This window comes from Streptomyces sp. NRRL B-24572 (assembly GCF_002156145.1).
Taxonomy (GTDB): domain Bacteria; phylum Actinomycetota; class Actinomycetes; order Streptomycetales; family Streptomycetaceae; genus Streptomyces; species Streptomyces vietnamensis.
On sequence record NZ_MWIG01000239.1, the window covers coordinates 1 to 19093 of the forward strand.

Genomic DNA, 19093 nt, shown 5'->3' on the forward strand with positions numbered 1-19093 from the left:
GCCTACTGCCTCGCCGAAGCCGCCGCGCATCCGCACCGGCGAGCAAACCCCACGCCCACGCCCACGTCAGACCGTAAAGCCGATGCCTCCACATGGTTCCCTTCCCGGTTCCGGAACAGGCGACCGCCCGGCGTTGCACCGAACCTCCCTATGTGGGCGACAAGCATGCGGACGAACTGCGGCGGGATCGGGACGGGACACGTTGCGGTGGCTGCACGTCGTTTGAGGCAGTGAACCTCGTACACGCTGCCGTCATCCCTCCCCTCCTTGCCTGCGGTGAGAACACCCCCACTAGTCGAGATGATCACGGCCGCGGGGGCGCTCAGCGCCCTCGACCCGCTGCTGCTGCCGCTGTTGCTGCTCGCCGGCGTCGGCGTCGGCGCGGCATGATGCGCTGGTGGTCGACGAACCCCGAGTGCGGCGACGGGGTCCGCGCCAGCTCGATGACCGACCACCTGCTGTTCTGACACCGTTCCCTGTCCGACCGCTGCGACCGCAACGACGACGTGCGCAGCGTCGGGTCAGCGGACACGCTGACCCGAGGCGCCCAGGTGCGCCGAGGTGCCGGTCGGGCGGGCGTCAGCCCTGGCAGACGCCGCGCGTGTAGTCGTACGTCGCCGTCGCCTGCGAGTACTTCCACTGCGGCGCGAGCAGCCCGTCCGCCAGCCGGCGTGCGGCGGCGGGGCTTTCGATCACGTAGCCGAAGTCCTGGAGCCAGGAGGGGTACAGGTTCTTCGAGCCGATGTAGAAGGCCGAGTCGTCCACCGAGACCAGCTTGTGGTGCTGGGCGTACGGCTTTCCGTCCGCCCACGTCGGCTTGTCCGAGGCGCGGAAGGTCGCGAGCTGCAGGTTCTGGCACATCGCGGCCCTTGCCTTCGGCTCGTCGCCGGTCAGGGCCTTGAGGCGGCCGCGCAGGGCGTCGCTCACCTCGGACAACGACTTGATCTGCGAGTAGCCGCCGCTGCCGATGGTGCCCCGGTTGGCCGGGTCGCTGACGACGATGCGCACCTTCACACCGGCGGCGAGCTTCGCGGCGAGGGTGTCGTAGAGCCGGATGTCGTAGCGGGGCAGCGGCGGGCAGGTCGCGTTCAGGTCCTGCTGCGAGATCTCGACGTGCTCGGTCGCACTCGCGACCAGGGCCCGCAGGGCGCTCTCCTCCGGGTTGACCGTGTCGTAGTCGCGGTCTGCGTTGGTGTAGTCGTGCACCCCGAATCCGCAGGTGGTGTCGGCGGCTTTCGGCAGGACGGGCTTGAACGGCGAGGACGGGTCGCTCTGCCGGATCCCGACACCGAGGCCGCCCACCGCGAGAGCGGGAATGTCACCGTCGGCGGGCGGGGCGGCGGGCCGGGACAGCGTGGGCAGGCAGCCCGCACCGTTGGAGGAGGCGAACCAGACGGCGGTCCAGTTGCTCTTGTTGCGACAGGTCCAGTCCCACAGCGTGTCGAGATAGCGGCCGGCGGAGCCCGCCGCCGGGCCGGACAGCGCGAGGTCGACGTCGTTCACCGGGTGGGTGGTGTCGAGGTAGTCGTCCTTCCAGCTGTTGATGCCGCCGGTGATCACCGAGTTGCCGTCCACCACCACCAGCTTCGAGTGGTTCCAGGAGAAACCGGTCTTCGACGTCGTCATCGAGGCCACGTTGAGGGCGACGCTCGCGGCCGCCGGACCGAGCCTGTTCAGCAGCTCGTCGCGGTAGGAGGACGGGATGACGTTGGCGTGATAGACCGGCGCGGCGCCGACGAGGATGCGGACCTGGAGGCGGTTGCCCTTCTGCGTCGCCGCCTTCAGGCCGGCCACGATCGCGTCCTGGAAGCCGCCATTGGGGAACGGGGCCAGCGTGGATATGTCCACGCTCTGCCGGGCGTTCGCGATGTCCTCACGCACCTTCTCCAGCAGGCGTCGGGAGCCGGCCCGGTCGGCGCAGGTGGGATCGCCCCAGCAGCCGGGGGTCTGGAGCAGCCAGTCGGAGGCGCCGGGGGCGGAGGCGCCCAGCCGGTTCCCCGACGTGCGCTCCCACACGGAGCCCTCCAGGCCCGGAGAGACCTGACGCAGGGACTGCTCCACCGCGTCCAGGTGCGGGGTGGGAGCGTCGGCGAACGCCGGGGCGGCGGACAGCAGAAGGGTGGAGAGGGCGAGCGGAAGGGCCGTCGTGCGGATGGTGCGGGCCAATGTGGTTCCTTGCTTGGGGGGGGTGGCTCGGGCCGACGGCTCCGTGAACGGGGCGTCGACCTTGATCAACTCCCGTAAGTTACCAGCGCGTATCCACCAGTTCGCCCCGGCGCAATCCATTTTCGGCCGTCGCGGCCCCGGCGACGTCCCCCGGCCTCAGGGGCGCCCGTGGTCCAGCGAAGCGCAGACGCACTTCTCTCGGTCGCCGACAGCCGGGCGAGCAGGCCGGGTCGAGCGGGACCTGGCTGGTCACGGAGGCCGTGACGGTGCGGCGGCCGTCGGGGCGGCCGCGGCGAACCGGGTATGGCCGGGCGTGTTGCCGGTGTGGCCGAGAACGACGCCGCACCGGGTGGTGTAGCGGAACAGGGCGAGCCCGGCCACGTTCGAGCGGGGACCGGCGGGTTCGGAAGCGCCACCCGGCAGGAAGTCCCGCTCAGCAGGGCAGGCGGCCGCGGTCAGCAGCCAGGGCCCGGCGTGGCCGCCGATGAAGGTGGAGAGGTCGGCCGGTGTGGAGACGATGCCGCCCGAGTCCCAGGCGCCAAACGCGCCGATCGCCTCGCTGACGTCCTCCGGCGGCTCGCCCGGGGCCGTGGCGTAGCCGTGCAGGTACGGGCAGGGCCAGACGGTGGCCCCGCGGCAGGCTGGTCTCGCGAAGGCCTGGCGGCCGGTACACCAGATCGCGCAGCAACGACTCGTGTGGGCGCCCCGTGGCCTGTTCGGCCATCAGCGCGACCGCGACGTCGTCCGAATTCGATGAGCCGTGGCGACTGCCGGACGGAAATGCGAGGTCCTGGTCGGCGACGGACTCCGGCAGACGGCGGGAGTGGAAGTGGTGGCGGGGTTCGGCACGGACGATGTCCTGGACATGCCCGCCGGCGTCATCGGATTCGAGGCGTCCGGAAGGATCTCTGCCGAGGACTACCGCGACACCGTACTCCGCGGTCGTGGACGCGGCGCAGAGCGGCGACGTGCGGTTGCTGCTCGTCGTCCGCGACTCCGGCGGCATGACGAGTGGCGCCGTGTGGCAGGACCTCAAGGTCGGCGTCGAGCATCTGCGGGCCTGGAAGTGCATCGTGCTGGTCACCGATCTCGACCGGACGACCCGTCTCAGCGCGTTCTGCGACTGGATGGCGCCCGGCGAGGCGAAGACCTCCCCGCTCGCGGCGCACGAGGAGGCGCTCGCCCGGGTCGCCGGCCGAGCGCCCGGCCAGGTCCTGAACGCCCGGCCGGCTAGAGGCCCGGCGCCTTGAAGGTGTTGAGGTACCAGAAGGCCGCCGAGTACCAGACCAGTGTGATCGTCAGGACCAGGGCGCCGCCGGCCACGGGCAGGACCCAGCCCGGCAGCCGGCGATGCCGGACGACGATCACCTTGGCGACGAAGGCTCCGTAGAGGAAGCAGCCGCTCAGCGAGTGCAGGGCGGTGCGGGCGTCGGTCGGTTCCACCCCGTAGGCGACCAGGCAGTGCCGGGCGATCGGCAGGGAGAGCAGGAAGGCCGCGAGGCCGACGAGTCGGTGGATCCGTCCGACCGGCCGTGGCGCCGCACCCAGGCCGGGTAGCCGGCCGTACAGCCAGAGCGCGAGCAGCAGCTGGATCAGCGCGAGGCCGAGGAGGGCGGTACCGAGCTCGGCCTTCAGCTGCTGGGCGTCGCCGAAACGGGTGCCGAAGAGACTGGTGGCGTAGGCCGGAGCGTGCGCGAGTCCGAACCAGTACACGCCGACCACCGTCGCGACCGGTAGAAGCGCCCAGAGCACGACCCGTACCGCCCGCCCGCGCCGCGTCCCTCCTCGCATCGGGCGTTCGTCGCCGGCCATGCGGATCAGTCGCCCTCGAAGTCGTACGGCGGGTGACCGTTGTAGACGATCTGGGTCTTGCCGTCGGTGCGTGTGGTGGTGGACAGCCTGGCCTGATCGGTGATCTTCGTGCTGCCGGCGCCGCCGCCGCACACCGCGGTGCACAGGGTGACGGCGGCGAGCGAGACGGCCGCGAGGCCGCGCTGATGCATGGTGCTCTCCGACGGATCGGGGATTTCCTGTCCCCCTCACTAGCAGTGCCGCCCAGCGCTGCCACGGCGGCGCGCCGCAGGGTCAGCGCGACGGGGGACGCGGGGGCCGTGGCAGTCGTACAGCCATCCGGTGGCCGGCGCCGCCAGGGCGCCCACGGCCATCGCCGCCACGTACAGCACCGGCGCCCACACGGCGGACGGCAGGTGCCGTTGAACCAGGCGGAAGGAGAGGACGCCGAAGGTGACGAGCCCGGTCGTGGTGGTGGCCGTGAACGCGGCGTACGTCCAGAACGCCCTCGGCAGACGTCGGTCCCCCGCCTGATGGTCCGACGCCGGTACGGCCGTGGCGGCCGCCTCGCGCTCGTGGGCTTCCGGCTCCGGCACCCGGGTCCGCAGCCGGTACAGGAGTCCCAGCACCGCGAGGCCGGGCAGGGCGAGCACGCCGAGCGCCGGACCGTAATCGCCACCGGTCAGCGCCGGCACTCCGGCCACGAGCAGGGGACCGATCAGGGCGCCGACCTGGTCCATCGCCTCGTGCACGGCGAAGCCCCGCCCCGCCGCAGCCCGAGCGCCACCTCATCGGCCCCGTCTCCACGGGCCGCGTCCCCCCCGAGAGCGGGTCACTCCCGTACGCCGACGGCTGACCCGCTCGCGGAGTCAGCCGCCGTTCGACATCCGAGGCGGGGGATCGCGTCAGGTGGTGTCCGGCCTCTCGGGGTGAGCCAGGAGGAGAGGCGAGCTCAGGCGTGCGTCGGGGTGCATCCGGAGCAGGTGGTGCACCACCCCGGACAGCCCGGGGAGCAAGCCCGGTGCGAACGCCTCCTTGGCGAGGCCACCGACCGGACCGCGCTGCTCGATGCCGGTGATCAACTCTGCGTCGGCCTGTGCGGCGGACGGTCCCTCGTACCCCTTCAGGCCGCGCAGGTGGTGCAGGAGCTCCCAGAGTCCGAGGTCGCCGTGACAGAGGGTGTGGCTCCAGCCGAACCCCTCGCGCAGGCCGGCCGGACCCGAACGGAGCGCGGCGTCCAGGTGGCGGGGATCGCCCGTGCGCCGGTAGAGGTCGAGGGCGGCCAGGCCGATGCCCGTGCTGCCGTGGCACCACGCGGTGGGATGGTCGACGTCTCCTCCGATCCGCGCATCGACCCAGGCGCCTACCTCCGGCGTGTACAGCGACTCCTCGAAGTCGTGTGCCAGAGTGCCGAGTTCGTACCACCGGCGCCGGTCGGCCGGGCTCCCGGCGGACGAGAGGGCGAGCCTCGTGAGCGCCCACCCGGCGCCGGTGGCGCCATGGGCGAATCCGCCGATGCCCTCGGGGAACATCACCGTGGACCACCGTGCTCCGCGGTCGTCGACGACCGCGGTCCGCTCCAGATGCCGACCGGCCTCCGCGGCGGCTTCCGACCAACGCTCCTCGCCGGTGAGTTCGGCGAGGTCGAGCAGGGGGACGACCGCGCCGGCCGCGCCGCTGAGCACGTCGAGGGCACGGTCCTCGGCGATGGCCTCCGGGGTCAGCAGCGCGGCCCTGGCGCGGGCGCGGTCGAGCAGCCCTGGCGTACCGAGGAGGCGGTGCAGCGCGGCCCAGGTCCACACCTGCGAGGCGATGCCGGTGAACCCGCCGAGCTGGCGGGTCGGCGTGGTGTCCTCGGTGGCGGACAGCACCTCCAGGGTGCCGGCCAGCACGGAGTCGACATCGGCCACCGGATCGGCTCGGCCGGCCCGCTGCTCCCTCTGGTACTCCGCGAGGGCGAGGGCGACGCCGCCCTGCCCGGTGTACAGGTCCGCGCCCAGCGGGCGGACGGCCCAGCCGTAGTCCGTGAGCACGGGACTGATCCAGGTCGCGGTGGCGTCGGCGCCGCGCACGGCCGTCTCGCAGACCGTCCGCACGGCCTCGGCCGCCAGCGCCCGGCGCCGCCGGTCCAGGTCCTCGGCGTGCGGCGCGCGGGCGGGCGTCCGTACCCGGTCGGGAAGCCTGCGTTCGTTCAGGTAGGCGCCGACCAGGGCGCTGCGGATGGTGTCGCGCTCACGGGTGAGGTCCGCCCGCCGCCACCCGGCGAGGAAGGCGTCAATGCGTTGTCCGTCCACCCGTTCGCCGAACGCGGGGATGTCTCCGACCAGGAGGTCCGCTATCTCCTGGTCGATCACGGCCGGTTCGCGGGGCGCGCCTGGTGCGGCGAGGGCGTTGCGGTGGAGGATGTCCCGGGCCCGGGCCAGGGCGGCGTCGGGGTCGTGCAGCGAAGCCGGGTGCCAGAGCATCCGGCCGATGTCCGTGTACGTCTGCGTGGGCCGCCGGATCCTGCGGACCCGGCAGCCGTCGAACGCCCGCAACAGCGCATCGAGTCCACCGCCCGCGTCGAGCTCCGCCAGGGCCGCGGTGAGCCCGTCGAAGCCGGTCAGCACCTGGTTCCAGTGGCGGATCAGCACCGGCTCGGGGCTGGGGTGGTTGCGGGCCGGCGGCAGGTCCACCGCGGCGATCTCCATTCGGGCGGTGTCCTGTCCTCCGTCCGTGATGACCGGGACGCGGATCTGCGGCTGCTGACCGGGCAGACCACCGGCGGCCGAGAGGTCCACGCCCGCGAGGGCGTAGCCGTCGGTGCGCAGCGGGAGGATGCCGGTGCGCAGCACGGTGTTGCGGATCGTCCGGGCAGCCCGGTCCACGGCGTCACCGCGCCCGCTCGGCGGAACCTCGACATCGGGGGTGAACAGGGCCTCGGCGTCGACGACGGCGGGCACCGGACCGTGGGCCACCAGGTTCTCGGCGTGCAGGTCGGTCCCGCCGAGGAGCCGCATCACCGCCAGCCAGCCGCCCAGGGCGCGGTAGAAGCGGGCGAGTTCCGCCTCGCCTCGGCAGTAGCGGTGACCGAGGTGCTCGGCCCAGCCGTAGCCGTCCCGTACGACCACCCTCGGTACGCCCAGGTCCTCGGCGCCGGGGACGGCGGCGACGAAGGAGCGCAGCGCGGCGTCCACCTCCACCGGTCGCGGCTTGTACATGACGCAGGCGGTCTCGAAGACCAGCAGCGCCACCGCCCGGCCACCGTGGTGGGTGTCCCCTCGGGCGAGCTCCAGGGTGCACAGCGGTCCGGGATCGCCCCCGAGCAGGCCGGCGACGGCCCGCCGGTCCGCGGCGAGCCGCGCGCCCAGCTCCAGGGCGCCCTCGATCAACAGACGTCCGGAGGCGAAGGCCCGTCGGCGCAGCGCCGGGTAGCGCCGGTGCAGGGTGTCGGAGAACGCGGGGGCGGAGGCCTGCCGGAGGAAGGCGTCCCAGCGTGCGGACGGGTCCGTGCCGGGCAGGTCGCCGGCGAGGGCGGCAGCCCGCAGCTCCAGCAGGAGCACCCGGTTGAGCCGGAGCTGGAGGGTACGGCGGAGGGCCTCGCGCGTCGCCTCGCGCAGGACTTCCCGCTCGTCGGAGGCCAGCCCGGCCATCCCCGGGATCCGGTCGTCCAGCTCCGCGAACAGCGGGGCCGCGAAGGCGTCCACGGGACCCGCGAACCATCCCTCGGGCGGCGGTCCGTCGGCCGCGCGGGCCGCTGCCACCGGTTCCACCATGCTGAGTCCTCTCCTGACGTCTGGGTCGGGTTTCCGCACACGGGGGGGGGCCGGCCTGCGCGTGGTCGGGCCTCGTCGGGCCGGGGAGCCCCTGAGGGCTCCCCGGGTGGTGCGTCCGGTACCGTACGGCGGTTCGTCAGCAGCAGTAGCTGTGCAGCGAGCCCGTACAGCTGCTGCACCCGGTGAGCAGCGCCTCGGTGCCGTCGGTCAGCGCGGCCTCTCCGGCCGCACCGCCCACGTAGAGCGGGCCGGCCGGGTTGTCGGCGCCGAAGGCCGTCTCGGCGCCCTGGAGCCAGGCGGTGACGATCTCATCCGCGCGGGTGGTGGACATGATGGACATGTGGTACCTCCTATGATTCGCCGGAAGTGCACGGGCTACAGAATCCACCGGAGGCGGCCCGTCCGGGATCTGCCAGAACCGGCCAATCGTCGAGCGGGATTCCGGGCGCGCCCGGCCCGGTCCGGAGGCCGCCGCCGCGCGGCCGGAACCATGGCCGCCGGTCGGCGCGCCACGGGCGCCGACCATGGTGGCGGGCGGTGTCGGCCCCCTGCGCGTCCGGGTCCGGAGCGGCACCGTCGCGAGGCGCGAGGGGACTGCGACGGCGCCCGTCAAGGGGCGCGGTCCCCACTCATTCGGCCATTCACGCCCCGTGGTGGCGGCGCGTACGGGGCGGTCCGGCGCACGATCGCCCGGTCGAGCGAGCAGTCGAGAAGACCCGCCGCGGCCTCATGGGGGTCGGCCTCCCGCCTCAAAGGGCGTATGTGCCGGTCGAACCGACGGCCCGGGTTCACACATGCCGGCACCCCTGCGTGACGCCGCGATGCGGCCGCGGCCCGGAGGGCGCCTGCGCCCTCGTTCTGGGTGCTGGGACTGCCGCTGCTGCTCGGCGTCCCGCCGGCCTGGCTGCTCGCCCGGGTGCCCTTCCCCGGCAAGGCGTTCGTCCGCTCACTCGTCCTGCTGCCCATGGCCCTGCCGCCGACGGTCGGCGGTGTCGCGCTGCTCCTCGCCTTCGGGCATCGCGAACTCCTCGGGCCGTGACCGGAGCAGCTGTCCGGCGGGCAGGCCCAGCGGGGCGCCCTGGCCCGGGCGCCGGCCGCCCGCCCCCTGCCGGCGATCGCCGCGCCCGAGACGGTGTCCGTCCATGCACGACGAGCGCCACGAGCAACGACTCGCGCCCCGGCCGACGTCGGTCCCGGGCGTCCGCGCGGGGGCGTTCCAGAGTGAAGGCGTCGACCGGGGTCAGCTCTCCGTAGGGGCCGTCGAAGGTGTGGTACGTGACGTGCATCCGGGTGCGCCCGGTGCCGCGGGTGCCCGGGTCGACGTCGAAGGCAGCGAAGCCATGGGTGAAGGTGAAAGCGGCACGACCGCGCGGTGCCGTGGTGAAGGACCCGGTCTCCTGCGCGGCGCCGTCGTGCCCGGCCGAGTACAGGTAGGTGGTGTCCGGCCGCAGCCCGGTGATGCGGGCGTGATGGACGCACACCTCCCGCTGGGAGAGCCCGTCACGGCAGGTACGGGTCTCGGCGTCGACCACCCGCCCGGTGCCACCGTCCGGCGACTCGAGGTGTATCCGCGGACGCCGGACGGACTGGGGGCTGATCCAGGAGACGGTCATCTCGGTGGCGGGATCGGCGCCGAACTGCAGATGCAGCCCGGCCACGCCCGGCACCCCGAGACGACTGGGTGTGCGCTGCAGCAACGGCGATGCCGCGGCCGCCGACCGGTCGGCGGCTTCGGCTCTTCCCGCACCCCCGACGGCGGCGGCAGCCGCGCCTGCCGTCGAGCCGGCGAGTAAGGTCCTGCGCGGAATTGACATGAAATTCCCTTTTCTCGAAGGAAGTTGATCGTATGAACCTTAAGGGTCATCCCGTAATTGATGACCAGGTGTTAAGGGGTAGTCCGCGGGCTCGTATACAAATCGGGGTTCACCTGCCGCCCGACTTGATCCATGGCCATTTGACGATGCAGACCACGACAGGGGCGACGAGCATGGCCAGCAGCCACAGGCCCACGCTCCTGAACTTGATTGGGTGGTGTCGGGTGGTGTGGGCTATCGGTCACCTGCGCCGGTGGCCGCCGGCCCATATGGGCCGGCGCTCGGTGTGCATACTGTGACCAGCAGAGGGGCCCTCGTCCGACCGAACGGCGATGGGCGGGACCGATAGCCACGGGCGGGGCCGGACGATCAAGGAGACCAGCGATGGATGTCGAGGAAAGCTGGCGCCGCTACGGGCTTCGCCCCGTCGGCGCGGACCTCGACGAGATCCGTGCACTCCTCAGAGAGCACACGGCGCGTGAGCGACGCGCCCAGGGCGAGGGCGACACCGAGCTGATGAGGCTCTGCTGCTTCCAGCTGTTCAACAGCGGCGACCTCGACGACGTGCTCCTGATCTGGAGTGCGAAGCAAGCCAGCTTCGACGCAGCGTGCTCGATCGACATCGAATTCCTGCTTGGGCACGGGCTCGACGCGACGAAGGCCCACCTCTCGGCCAACCGTGCACCTTCTGCCGCGGCGGCGCTGGATCGACTGCGCAAGCTCGAGGCGGACGGTGAATTCGAGGGCTTCTCAGTGGAGGAGCGCTCCGCCTCCTACGACCGGTACTACGGCGACTGACGATTCTGCAGCGCAGCGCCGCTCAGCCGTCCGTGATGAGGTCGGTGCCCGCAAGGCAGCCGTCGACGAGGTCCGCGCGGTACTGGATCTGCTTGAGCCGGCGCTTCACGGCCTTGGTGATCTGGCCCAGGTCGGCTGCGGCGAGGTTGCCGATGTCGCGTTTGACCAGCGACCAGATGCCCTCCTGCGTGTTCAGGTCCGGCGCGTAGGTGGGCAGCTGGAACACGGTGAGCCAGGCGACGTTCGCGGCGATGAACTCCCGCATCCCGGCAGCCAAATGGAGGCGGACGTTGTCCCAGACCAGCACGATCGGTCCGCCGAGCTGGATGCGGGCACGCACCAAGAGGTCGCGAAGGTCCCGCCGGCCGAAGCCCTTCGGTTCGTCCTTGCGGCCTCGGTACTCGCGGATGGCGTAGATCAGCCGGGACCGCTCACCCGGCTTGTAGCAGGTCATTCCCGCCATCGACACCCGTCCCGAGCCCCGGCCACGAACCCGGACCACGGGCGTACGGCCGATCCGGCCCCACGTTCTGGCGCGCGGCGGCGTCATCGACTGGCCTGCTTCGTCCTCGAAGACGATCCAGCCGTTGCACGCCGCCGCGGTGCTCTTACCCGCGGCCAGACCTCCTTCTTCCACAACTCCACGGTCGCGTCGTCGCGCTCGATGGCCCTGCGCGCGGGCTGCTGCCACGACCAGCCGTGCCGCTTCAGCAGCCGCCAGGTGCCCTCCACCGTGTAGCTCACGTGGAACAGCCGGCCGATCAGCGTCTTGACCCGCGCCAGCGTCCACCGCTGATCGGCCCAGCCGTGCACGAGCGGCCCACGCTCCAACTCCCGCTCCAACCTGGCGATCCGGGCCGGGCCAAGCCTGGGCCGTCCCGGTGATCCCTTCGACAGGACCCCGGCCTCGCCCCGCTCGCGCCAGGCCCGGCGCCACCGCTCCACCGACCGCTCGCTCACCCGCAGCGCGGCAGCGATCTCCTGGTTCTTCTCCCCGCCCTCGAAGCGTTCCACGGCATGCTGCCGGATCCGCTCCCCCGCGGCCCTCTCGGCCTCGGTCAGCCCGCCGCCCTGCGCGTACCTCACAACACCACGGCTACCGGCGGCGGCGCACGGCCTGGGCGGCGTGGGGGAAGTCGAGGCCGCGGGTGACGGTGCAGGTCTTGACGCGGTGGATCTCGTCACGGCCGTGCTCCGTGGCGCGGGTCTTGTCCAGCAGCGGCACCTCCCGCCAGGGCAGCTGCTTGAGGTGATGGTGCAGCAACGACTGATTCCCCTTGATCACGGCGATGTAGTGGGCCTTCTTCTCCTCCACCGGGAAGCGGGCATGGGCTGTCCGGGAGTGCAGGGCGTCGAAGGTGACCACGGTGTCGGCCAGGTCGAGGTCGGCGAGCATCGGCCGGAATACGGTGATCTCGTTGGTCTTGGCGCTGACCTCACGCTGGGCTGCGACCAGGCCGGCCCCGGTCATCGCGGCCAGAAGGTGGACCTGGGTGCCGTCGGCGCGGTGCGCGCCGCGAACGGTCTTGCCGTCCACGGCCGGCGAGCGGCGGGCGCGTCTGCCCAGTTCATGGTCGGGTGGCGGGCGGTCGGGATCCCGGGCGGCGAGCCAGGCGCCGATCGCCTCGTCGAGGGCGTCGCCGTCCACGCGCTGCAGGATTCGGCGCACGGTGGCTTCGGTCGGGGCGGTGGGCCCGGCGGGTTCGCGGCTGGGGCCGCCGAGGGCGGTGAGCACGGCGGCTGGGGCGTCGGCGGCCCGTTCCGCGATCGCGGTCAGGGATTTCGCGCCGGCCAGTACCGCGCACGCGGCGAGTGCGGGGACGAAGGCAAGGGGGTGGCGGCGTCCCTTGGCCCTACGTGGATCGGGCACGGTCGCGAGGCGGTCCAGCAGCTGCGGGTGTTCCCGGGGCTCGGCAAGGCTGCCGGTGGCGAGCCGGCCCAGGCCGGCGGGGACGGGCGATGATGATCGGGCAGGCACGGTCTTCCGTCGTGGTGATGGCAGCGGCCAAGATCCTTTCCCCGCGTATGGCCGCGGGTTCCCCGCGGGCGGGCGGTCCCCGCGGACGGCCAGTTGGACTCCCCACCGGAGGACTGGCTTGTACGCAGGGTGATCGTCGCCGAGGGATGACCCGGGCCGTGGTGGCGAGGGGCCCGGGCTGGGGTTACCCGGCGGTCGGCTCGGGGTGGATCTGCTCGATGCGGTCGCGCTTGGTGTACAGGTCCCAGTAGTGCTCGGCGAGGTCGTCGGGGTCGACGAGCGGGCCGACGCCTTCCGGCAGGGACGCGGCGGCGATCTCGCCCATCTCGCTGCGGGCGATGAAGGCCGCGATGGACAGCGTGCCGGCGTAGGCGCCGATGTCGGCGAGTTCGCCGTTGAGGGAGTGCAGCCAGTTGCGGGCGGCGGACATCAGCGGGCCCACGCCGCTCATGTACGGCCGCGGCTCCACGGCGGTATGGCCGGTGGTCATCAGGAACGCGCCGTCGCCGCGCTCGGCCCACTCGGGCAGCACCGCGCGGACCACCTCGACCGGGGTGAGCAGGAGAAGGGGGCTGTCCTTCTGCAAGGTGGCGGCGTCCAGCCTGGTGGCGGGGGCGAAGCTCTGTTCCCCGCTGATCGGCCCGTACTCGATGACGTCGATCCGGCCGAACCGGCCGCGGACGGCGTCGATGAGGGCGGGAACCTCGGCTGGCTTGGAGAGGTCGGCGGTGAATCCGACCGCGTCGATGCCCTCGTCAGTGAGCTGTTCGACGAGTGCGTCGAGACGGTCCTTGCGGCGGGCGACGAGGGCGACACGGAAGCCTTCGCGGGCGAAGCGGCGGGCGACGGAGGCGCCGAGACCGGTGCCGGCTCCGAAGACCGCGATGACCTTGGACGTGTCGGACATGGGGAGGTCTCCTCGGGCTTTTTGGGGTGTTCTGACTGTTCAGCAGGGGTTCGAGGTGGGTCAGCCGCGGGCGTTCCACACCAGCGGGGCGCGGCGGATCCAGGTCTCCTCGTCGACGGCGTCGAGGAGGAAGCGGGCGAGGTCGGCCCGGTTGATCCAGCGCCCGGGGGCGGTGGTGCCGGGGTCGGCGGCGCGCAGGGGTCCGGTGGCGGGCTTGTCGGTGAGGGCGACGGCGCGGGCGAGGGTCCAGTCGGTGTCGGAGGCGCGCACGACCTGGTCGACGCCGGTGTGGTCGGTGAAGCCGGCCTTGATGTTCGACAGGTTGATGAATGCCTTCATCAACGGGTTGAGGCGGGCCCAGTCGTCGCCGGCGCCCTGTGAGGAGGTCAGGGCGATCCGGCGGATGCCCTGTTCGGCCATGACGGTCAGGGTGTTGCGGGCGGCGTCGGTCATGAACATCGGCGGGCTGACCGGCTTGGCCCAGGGGTTGTCGGAGGCGCGGGCGTTGTTCAACACGCTGATCACCGCCTGGGTGCCGTGGGCGGCCTTGCGGATGTCGTCGATGTTCGCGGGTGTGCCCTGGATCAGCTCGATGCCGGCCGGGGCGTGGACGGCGGAGGGATCGCGGACGAGGGCGCGGACGCGGTGGCCGCGTTCGACTGCCTGCGCCAGGACGTGGGTGCCGGTGCGGCCACTGCCGCCAAGGACGAGCAGGTCGGTCATGGGAAGTCATCGCCTTTCATGGGCAAAGGGCCGGGCGGCGGGCGCCGGCGGGGGACGGATTCGGAAGGTCAGAAGGAGTACGGGCCGAAGCGGCCCCAGGCCACCACGACGGCCAGGGCCAGCAGCACGGCGTTCATACCGATCGCGCTGTACTCCCGGCGGCGGGCGTGGAAGGTGCCGGCCAGCACCATCACCACCGCGAGGCCGACGGCGGCGAGCGGGGTGAGGACCACCGCGATGCCGGTGGCGGCGGGCAGGACGAGGCCGAGTGCGGCGGCCGGCTCGACCGCCCCGATCAGCCGGACCGTGCCCGGGGCGAGGTCCTCGGTGTAGGGAAGAGTGCCGGCGAGCCTGTCGATCGGCTGGGTCGTCTTCATGGCGCCGGCCATCGCGAACACTGCGGCCAGCAGTCCCTGCAGGACCCACAGCAGGACGTTCATCGGACTCCTCGTCTCAGGATCACGGGGGCTGTGGGGGGATTCAGCCGTGTGCGGGGACGGCGCAGCCGTCCGGGCCGCAGGCCGGGGCGTCGCCACCGGCGGGGGTGAGGGGGTGGGTGTCGTCCCAAGCGGTGCGGAGCAGGTCCAGCAGGGTGTCGCTGTCCTGGGCACCGGGGACGCCGTAGCGGCCGTCGATGACGATGAACGGGGCGCCCGTCGCGCCGAGGCGCTGAGCGCGGGCCGCGTCATCGCGGACCCGCTCGCGGTGGCGGTGCTGTGCGAGGGCCTGTCGGGTCTGCTCGCGGTCCAGGCCCAGGGTGTCGGCGAGGGCGAGCAGGTCGTCCAGGGAGAAGACGGGCTTGGCCTTGCCGAAGTAGGTGTCGAAGACCGTGTCCCACGCTTCGCGGTTCTTGCCCTGGGCGGAGGCGTGGGCGAGGAACTCGTGGGCCAGGTCGGTGTTGCCGACCTGGTTGTCCAGCACCCGGTAGGGGCTCAGACCCTCGGCCGCGGCCAGTGCCTCGATCCGCCGGGTCGACGCCTCGGCCTGACCGCCGCCCACACCGTGCCGTCGCAGCAGAGCCTCGCGGACGGAGAAGGTGCGGTCCTCGGGGAAGCTGCTGCTGAGCGGGAACGAGTGGTGGACCACCTCCACCTCGCCCGCGTGCTCGAACCGCTCGACGGCCCGCTGCAGACGGTGATGGCCCAGCCCGCACCAGGGGCACGTCACCTCGGACCAGATGTCCACCTTCACCGCGCGCCTCCAATTCTTACGACTTGTTCGTAACGCCATGGTGGACCAGTATGGAAGGCGGCACAAAAGGCACATCCGTGTGCGTGCCGGAGAGGAATGTGCGTGATGGAACGGGCAAGCGAAGTGGCGACGACCGGTGAAGCGAAGGCGGTCGGGGCGGCGGCGATCGGGCCGTGCGCGGCGATCCCCGCCGAGCACATGACCTTCATCCGCGAGGTCCTGGACCGCGTCGGCGACAAATGGAGCCTGCTGCTGATCGCCGTCCTGGAGCCGGGCCCGCTGCGCTACACCGACCTGCAGCGCCAAGTCCCCGGGATCTCCCAGCGCATGCTCACCCTCACCCTGCGCCAACTCCAGCAGGACGGCCTGATCTCCCGCACCGCCTACGCCGAAGTGCCCCCGCGCGTCGAGTACACCCTGACCCCGCTCGGCCGTGGCCTCCACGAGATCGCCACATCCCTGGTCGGCTGGGCCGCCGCCCACCACGACGAGATCCGTGAGAACCGGGCCCGCGCGACCTCGGCGCAGCCGAGTACGGGTGCACGCGCCCGAGCCACCGGAGACCGTCACCGACGGTAGCGAAACACGCGGCCACCCGCCCCCGTCGGTGGCCGCGCCTGGAGGATTCCCACTGGCCACCAACATGGTGATCAGGGACTCGGCACCTCATGACCACTCGGAGGCCGTGCCCACCTCCGCTCCAGTCCGGTCCGCGAACCCCTCAGCCACATCAGGCGCCTCTCGTTCGCCTTGCCGAGGGAGGGCTCGCCTTTGCGTCGAAACTGCCGGTTCATCCCACTCGGGTCTCGCTCCTGACCAGCTCTTCCGGACCAGTCATGGACCGGAACCGCGGCTCACCCCCAAGGCGCCCAGAGCGTGTCTCCTTGGTCTGCTCGTCGGTTGATCGGACGTGTCTGTCCGATGGGTGATCACTGATGCGATGTGGGACCGGATCGAGCCGTTGATGCCGGCCGATCCGGGCCGTGGTCGGCGATGGGCCGACCCTCGTCGAACCCTGGAGGCCATCGCGTGGAAGTGCCGCACCGGCTCGCCCTGGCGGGATCTGCCGGATGAGCCGGGCTCGTTCCGGACCGCTCGCAAACGGCTGATCGGGTGGGCCGTGGACGGCACCTGGGAACGGATCCTCGCCGCGATCCTGATCCGGACGCGGATCTGGGTTCGAGTCAGCGGGAGCTGTGCGCTGCCTGAAGGGCCGCCCACTCCAAGACGGGGAACTCGTAGCCCCCGCGCCTCCTGTACCCGTGTGTCGCATGCTCGGAGAGAAGCTCCTCGATCATGGCCATGAAGGCACTGACGAACGCCTCTGTTTGTACCCGGCCTGCCCAGACCGGTCTCGCGTTCGACCACCAGGACGCCGGCTCGTTCAGGTCCGCGAACTCCACTGTCTGAACGAAGACTTCCTTCTCTGCCTGGTTGAAGAAGACTCTCGTCCGGCTCGGCCCGTCGAAGAACGTCACGAAGGTCGCACTGCACCCGGGGAAACGATCAGGGGCGTGACGCGAGCGTCGCGTGCCCACGCGCCCTTTCCGTCACGCTGCCGTCACGGGCCGCCGGGCAAGCTGCTGCCATGAGGCAAAAACACCGATGGGGTTCGTTCCTGGTCTCGGCCGTGGCGCTGGTGGCCGCCTCGTCGCCCGCCGTCGGGGCGGCCGCCACGCATGCCGCCGCTCCCGCGTGCACGTTCAGCCAGCTCATCGCCAACAGCGCACAGCGGGTCGGGGCCGACAAGGTGCGGATCACGCTGATCAACGACGGTCCGAAGGCGTGCGTGCTGCAGGGCTTCCCCGGCATGGCCCTCGCGGGTCAGGGGTCCCCGAACAGGAACAAGCCCCTCAAGGTCGTCCGCCAGGGCACCGCGAAGCCGGTGAATCTGGCGGTCGGCGGCAAGGCCTGGACGCTGATCGGCTTCACGCCCGTACTCGGCGAGGCCGAGGGCTACTGCGCCTCCGGGGCCAAGCCCTCCGTCGCGCCCTCGATCGTGCTGGGCGTCGGGGGCGGCGGACTGCAGCTGGGGCCGGACGACGGCGGCGACTTCGCGCTGTGCGGCGACACCGTACGCGCCACCGCCTTCGCCGGCAGTCGTTAAGGGGCGACGACATGCAGGTCGGCGACCAGCGTGCTCAGCCGTGGGGTGGGGTGAAGCCCGAGCTCGGCCTTCAGGCGCCGCGCGTAGTCCCGGAACTCGTGTAGGGCCTCCGAGGGATTGCCCTCCGCGAGATGCGTGCGGACGAGACAGATGCGGCTGCTCTCACGCAGTGGATCGGCGTGGACGGCCGTACGGGCCGCGGCCACGGCCTCGGCGTACCGCTCGGCGGCGGTGAAGGTCTTGGCCAGGGTCTCCAGGGCGTGGAGCCGCAGCTGGCGCCAGCGCTCCGCCTCCAGCTGGGCCCAGTCGTCGTACCACCCGGGCAGCAAGTCGACGGCGAGGGCTTCGACGGTGGCCATGGTGGGTCCTGGAGTCCCGTTCCGTGTCGATGTGGTGGGGTCCAGGACGGCCTGGGCGAGCGAGGTGGCGTACCGGAAGTCGACGACCGCGTCACGTGCGAGGCGTACCTCGGACGTGCCGATGTCGAGCGCGCGCTTGCCTGTGTCACGCAGTCGGGAGAGCGCCGATCTGAGATTCGCCTGGGCGCAGCGGTCCGGCACGTCCGGCCAGAGGGTCCCGGCGATCAAGGACCGGGGAACGGCCGCCCTGCTGCACAGGGCGATGAACGCCAGTACACGCTCCGAGCTCAGCGGGATCTCCGCAGGTTCGTCACCGACCCACAGGTCGAAGCCACCGAGGACTGCGATGCGTATGCGGGATTCGGGTCCGTGAGCCATCCATGGCCTCCACCGTCTCATCCGGTCGGAACGATCAGGGAGAGTGCAGGAACGTTCTTCACCGCAATGCTCCACTGCGCGTCCGCTCCTGTCGACCGCAGGACTCACCCCACCGAGGTGTGCGATGGCAGACAGTGACCGCGGGCACCGGACCGTGCCCCACACCGGCGACCTGCGGGTCGGGGCCTGGGCGCCGAGGCTCTTCTCGGAAGCCACCTCCCCGTGCTCGATCTGATCGAGCAACTGGCGAATGACCACAAAGCCATGGACCCCTCGGACTCCCGCTCGGCCGGCCTGGCACACGCGCTGCGAGTCCTTGGCCAGTCATACGCCGAACACCCCGCCTACCAGCGGGAATGGCGCCCATAGCCTTTCAACCGGCGAGTCGACGACCCGAGCGGCAGCGGTCCTCCACTGCCACCGCAACACCGTCGCCAACCGCCTCGAACGCCTCACGGGGAGTCGAACGCCTCGAACGCCTCACGGGGAGGTCGCTCACCCACCCCGGGCGACCTGGTCGAGCCGGCCCTCGCGCTGGAGGCTCAGCGCCTGCGCGTGGCCTGACCGGAGGCCGTGCCCCGCCGCTCGCGGCGGCCGTGCGGGCGGAGGGGGCGTTCGGCGTGGATCTGCGGATCAGCCCGCGACCCAGTCGGTCGCCTCGTCACGCCGCGCGAGCGGGAAGACCTTGGTCTCACCGGGGCTCATCCAGCCGAACATCGACGTGAGGTGGCTCATCCACTCGATGTCGGTCACCAGCGCGACCCGCTTCCAGGCCCGCAGGTGCTCCACACCCACCTTGAGGTCCTGCCACACGGCGCCTCCGGTCATCCCGTCGAAGTCGGTGACGACGAGCAGGAAGCGGACCTCGCCGGCGCCCGCGGCCTCGGTGAGAGCGGGGAGGACCGTGTCGCGGTAGTCCTCGGCGGAGATCTTGCCGTTCGCCTCGAAGCCGACCACCCCGGCCGGCATGCCGTCGAGCTTGCTGATCACAGAGCCTCCTCGTTCCTGGATCCCTCGGACCGCCCCGTCCTCGGCTGCCCGTCACTCCCCCGAGCCTTCCGGGGTTCGTCCCGCCCGGCAGGCCGGCCTACGCCGAACGGGCGAGGCCGACGCACGGCACAGGGAT

The 19093-nt window shown here is 71.9% G+C and carries 21 protein-coding genes and 4 pseudogenes; 8 read left to right on the plus strand and 17 right to left on the minus strand.

Translation table 11 applies throughout. The features are described 5' to 3' along the window. Nucleotides 1–579: 579 nt before the first annotated feature. Entirely contained in the window at nucleotides 580–2166 is a 1587-nt protein-coding gene (locus tag CCN56_RS14885) for a phospholipase D-like domain-containing protein (protein ID WP_086827190.1), read from the minus strand. Between the two features lie 944 nt (nucleotides 2167–3110). Between CCN56_RS14885 and CCN56_RS44540 the strand changes: the two genes are divergently transcribed. Next, nucleotides 3111–3416: an STAS/SEC14 domain-containing protein gene (locus CCN56_RS44540; RefSeq protein ID WP_086827192.1), complete on the plus strand. Its 306-nt coding sequence runs from the start codon at nucleotides 3111–3113 to the stop codon at nucleotides 3414–3416. Here the strand turns inward: CCN56_RS44540 and CCN56_RS14895 are convergent. From CCN56_RS14895 to CCN56_RS14915, 5 genes and pseudogenes are all read right to left on the minus strand, one after another. Further along, on the minus strand, nucleotides 3397–3957 hold the full coding sequence (locus CCN56_RS14895; protein WP_086827232.1) for a DUF6529 family protein: 561 nt from the start codon (nucleotides 3955–3957) through the stop codon (nucleotides 3397–3399). The two genes, CCN56_RS44540 and CCN56_RS14895, sit on opposite strands and share 20 nt — an antisense overlap. Nucleotides 3958–3983: 26 nt before the next feature. After that, complete coding sequence (locus CCN56_RS14900) at nucleotides 3984–4169, minus strand: hypothetical protein (protein WP_086827194.1); 186 nt, start codon at nucleotides 4167–4169, stop codon at nucleotides 3984–3986. 39 nt (nucleotides 4170–4208) lie between these two features. After that, a pseudogene (locus tag CCN56_RS14905) lies at nucleotides 4209–4715 on the minus strand (MFS transporter); the annotation flags it as partial. Between the two features lie 147 nt (nucleotides 4716–4862). Then, the gene (locus CCN56_RS14910; protein WP_086827198.1) at nucleotides 4863–7712 is read right to left on the minus strand and encodes a type 2 lanthipeptide synthetase LanM family protein; all 2850 of its coding nucleotides are present in this window, start codon (nucleotides 7710–7712) and stop codon (nucleotides 4863–4865) included. 136 nt (nucleotides 7713–7848) lie between these two features. Beyond that, nucleotides 7849–8052, minus strand: coding sequence for a DUF6229 family protein (locus tag CCN56_RS14915; protein WP_086827200.1), 204 nt, complete (start codon nucleotides 8050–8052; stop codon nucleotides 7849–7851). Nucleotides 8053–8574: 522 nt separating this feature from the next. Here CCN56_RS14915 and CCN56_RS43180 point away from each other — a divergent pair. Then, entirely contained in the window at nucleotides 8575–8751 is a 177-nt protein-coding gene (locus CCN56_RS43180) for a hypothetical protein (RefSeq protein ID WP_179199845.1), read from the plus strand. Between the two features lie 349 nt (nucleotides 8752–9100). On the opposite strand, the pseudogene CCN56_RS14920 reads toward CCN56_RS43180, so the two are convergent. Continuing rightward, nucleotides 9101–9526, minus strand: a pseudogene (locus CCN56_RS14920) (fibronectin type III domain-containing protein); the annotation flags it as partial. Between the two features lie 384 nt (nucleotides 9527–9910). Between CCN56_RS14920 and CCN56_RS14925 the strand changes: the two are divergent. Continuing rightward, nucleotides 9911–10324, plus strand: a complete 414-nt coding sequence (locus tag CCN56_RS14925) for a hypothetical protein (RefSeq protein WP_086827202.1) — start codon at nucleotides 9911–9913, stop codon at nucleotides 10322–10324. A gap of 22 nt (nucleotides 10325–10346) precedes the next feature. Here CCN56_RS14925 and CCN56_RS14930 read toward each other — a convergent pair whose 3' ends face one another. From CCN56_RS14930 to CCN56_RS14960, 7 genes are all read right to left on the minus strand, one after another. Beyond that, on the minus strand, nucleotides 10347–10874 hold the full coding sequence (locus tag CCN56_RS14930) for a transposase (protein WP_256961975.1): 528 nt from the start codon (nucleotides 10872–10874) through the stop codon (nucleotides 10347–10349). Continuing rightward, nucleotides 10871–11410, minus strand: a complete 540-nt coding sequence (locus CCN56_RS14935; protein WP_086827205.1) for a winged helix-turn-helix domain-containing protein — start codon at nucleotides 11408–11410, stop codon at nucleotides 10871–10873. The genes CCN56_RS14930 and CCN56_RS14935 overlap by 4 nt, the downstream gene beginning before the upstream one ends. 10 nt (nucleotides 11411–11420) lie before the next feature. Continuing rightward, nucleotides 11421–12302 (minus strand): ISAs1 family transposase, encoded by an 882-nt coding sequence (locus tag CCN56_RS14940; protein ID WP_179199848.1) that lies wholly within the window; start codon nucleotides 12300–12302, stop codon nucleotides 11421–11423. Between the two features lie 184 nt (nucleotides 12303–12486). After that, nucleotides 12487–13209, minus strand: a complete 723-nt coding sequence (locus tag CCN56_RS14945; protein ID WP_086827208.1) for an SDR family oxidoreductase — start codon at nucleotides 13207–13209, stop codon at nucleotides 12487–12489. A 60-nt stretch (nucleotides 13210–13269) separates the two neighbouring features. Further along, nucleotides 13270–13932 carry an NAD(P)-dependent oxidoreductase gene (locus CCN56_RS14950; protein WP_086827210.1) on the minus strand — a complete coding sequence of 221 codons (663 nt, stop codon included), beginning with the start codon at nucleotides 13930–13932 and terminating at the stop codon, nucleotides 13270–13272. A gap of 68 nt (nucleotides 13933–14000) precedes the next feature. Next, a complete protein-coding gene (locus CCN56_RS14955) occupies nucleotides 14001–14372 on the minus strand; it encodes a DoxX family protein (RefSeq protein ID WP_086827212.1) in 372 nt (123 codons plus the stop codon). A 40-nt stretch (nucleotides 14373–14412) separates the two neighbouring features. Beyond that, entirely contained in the window at nucleotides 14413–15123 is a 711-nt protein-coding gene (locus CCN56_RS14960) for a DsbA family protein (protein ID WP_086827214.1), read from the minus strand. 105 nt (nucleotides 15124–15228) lie between these two features. Between CCN56_RS14960 and CCN56_RS14965 the strand changes: the two genes are divergently transcribed. Next, nucleotides 15229–15702: a helix-turn-helix domain-containing protein gene (locus CCN56_RS14965; protein ID WP_086827215.1), complete on the plus strand. Its 474-nt coding sequence runs from the start codon at nucleotides 15229–15231 to the stop codon at nucleotides 15700–15702. Between the two features lie 331 nt (nucleotides 15703–16033). Continuing rightward, a pseudogene (locus CCN56_RS14970) lies at nucleotides 16034–16282 on the plus strand (transposase); the annotation flags it as partial. Between the two features lie 25 nt (nucleotides 16283–16307). Here the strand turns inward: CCN56_RS14970 and CCN56_RS43185 are convergent. Continuing rightward, nucleotides 16308–16601: a hypothetical protein gene (locus CCN56_RS43185; protein WP_179199846.1), complete on the minus strand. Its 294-nt coding sequence runs from the start codon at nucleotides 16599–16601 to the stop codon at nucleotides 16308–16310. A gap of 110 nt (nucleotides 16602–16711) precedes the next feature. On the opposite strand from CCN56_RS43185, the gene CCN56_RS14975 reads away from it, so the two are divergent. Further along, nucleotides 16712–17230 carry a DUF4232 domain-containing protein gene (locus tag CCN56_RS14975; protein WP_086827217.1) on the plus strand — a complete coding sequence of 173 codons (519 nt, stop codon included), beginning with the start codon at nucleotides 16712–16714 and terminating at the stop codon, nucleotides 17228–17230. On the opposite strand, the gene CCN56_RS14980 is transcribed toward CCN56_RS14975, so the two are convergent. Further along, complete coding sequence (locus tag CCN56_RS14980; protein ID WP_086827219.1) at nucleotides 17227–17967, minus strand: BTAD domain-containing putative transcriptional regulator; 741 nt, start codon at nucleotides 17965–17967, stop codon at nucleotides 17227–17229. The two genes, CCN56_RS14975 and CCN56_RS14980, sit on opposite strands and share 4 nt — an antisense overlap. A 222-nt stretch (nucleotides 17968–18189) precedes the next feature. Here CCN56_RS14980 and CCN56_RS44545 point away from each other — a divergent pair, with 222 nt between their 5' ends. Next, nucleotides 18190–18336 (plus strand): DUF6221 family protein, encoded by a 147-nt coding sequence (locus tag CCN56_RS44545; protein WP_256961976.1) that lies wholly within the window; start codon nucleotides 18190–18192, stop codon nucleotides 18334–18336. Continuing rightward, nucleotides 18284–18409: pseudogene (locus tag CCN56_RS45810) on the plus strand (hypothetical protein); the annotation flags it as partial. The gene CCN56_RS44545 and the pseudogene CCN56_RS45810, both read left to right, overlap by 53 nt. 191 nt (nucleotides 18410–18600) lie before the next feature. On the opposite strand, the gene CCN56_RS14985 reads toward CCN56_RS45810, so the two are convergent. Further along, nucleotides 18601–18957: an STAS/SEC14 domain-containing protein gene (locus CCN56_RS14985; protein ID WP_086827221.1), complete on the minus strand. Its 357-nt coding sequence runs from the start codon at nucleotides 18955–18957 to the stop codon at nucleotides 18601–18603. Between the last annotated feature and the right edge of the window lie 136 nt (nucleotides 18958–19093).

Excerpts from the sequence above, each read along its gene's own strand:
- CCN56_RS14895 (WP_086827232.1), bottom strand. The coding sequence starts at position 3,957 with ATGCGAGGAGGGACGCGGCGCGGGCGGGCGGTACGGGTCGTGCTCTGG.
- CCN56_RS14900 (WP_086827194.1), bottom strand. The coding sequence starts at position 4,169 with ATGCATCAGCGCGGCCTCGCGGCCGTCTCGCTCGCCGCCGTCACCCTG.
- CCN56_RS14910 (WP_086827198.1), bottom strand. The coding sequence starts at position 7,712 with ATGGTGGAACCGGTGGCAGCGGCCCGCGCGGCCGACGGACCGCCGCCC.
- CCN56_RS14915 (WP_086827200.1), bottom strand. The coding sequence starts at position 8,052 with ATGTCCATCATGTCCACCACCCGCGCGGATGAGATCGTCACCGCCTGG.
- CCN56_RS14925 (WP_086827202.1), top strand. The coding sequence starts at position 9,911 with ATGGATGTCGAGGAAAGCTGGCGCCGCTACGGGCTTCGCCCCGTCGGC.
- CCN56_RS14930 (WP_256961975.1), bottom strand. The coding sequence starts at position 10,874 with ATGACGCCGCCGCGCGCCAGAACGTGGGGCCGGATCGGCCGTACGCCC.
- CCN56_RS14945 (WP_086827208.1), bottom strand. The coding sequence starts at position 13,209 with ATGTCCGACACGTCCAAGGTCATCGCGGTCTTCGGAGCCGGCACCGGT.
- CCN56_RS14950 (WP_086827210.1), bottom strand. The coding sequence starts at position 13,932 with ATGACCGACCTGCTCGTCCTTGGCGGCAGTGGCCGCACCGGCACCCAC.
- CCN56_RS14955 (WP_086827212.1), bottom strand. The coding sequence starts at position 14,372 with ATGAACGTCCTGCTGTGGGTCCTGCAGGGACTGCTGGCCGCAGTGTTC.
- CCN56_RS14965 (WP_086827215.1), top strand. The coding sequence starts at position 15,229 with ATGGAACGGGCAAGCGAAGTGGCGACGACCGGTGAAGCGAAGGCGGTC.
- CCN56_RS14975 (WP_086827217.1), top strand. The coding sequence starts at position 16,712 with ATGAGGCAAAAACACCGATGGGGTTCGTTCCTGGTCTCGGCCGTGGCG.
- CCN56_RS14980 (WP_086827219.1), bottom strand. The coding sequence starts at position 17,967 with ATGGCTCACGGACCCGAATCCCGCATACGCATCGCAGTCCTCGGTGGC.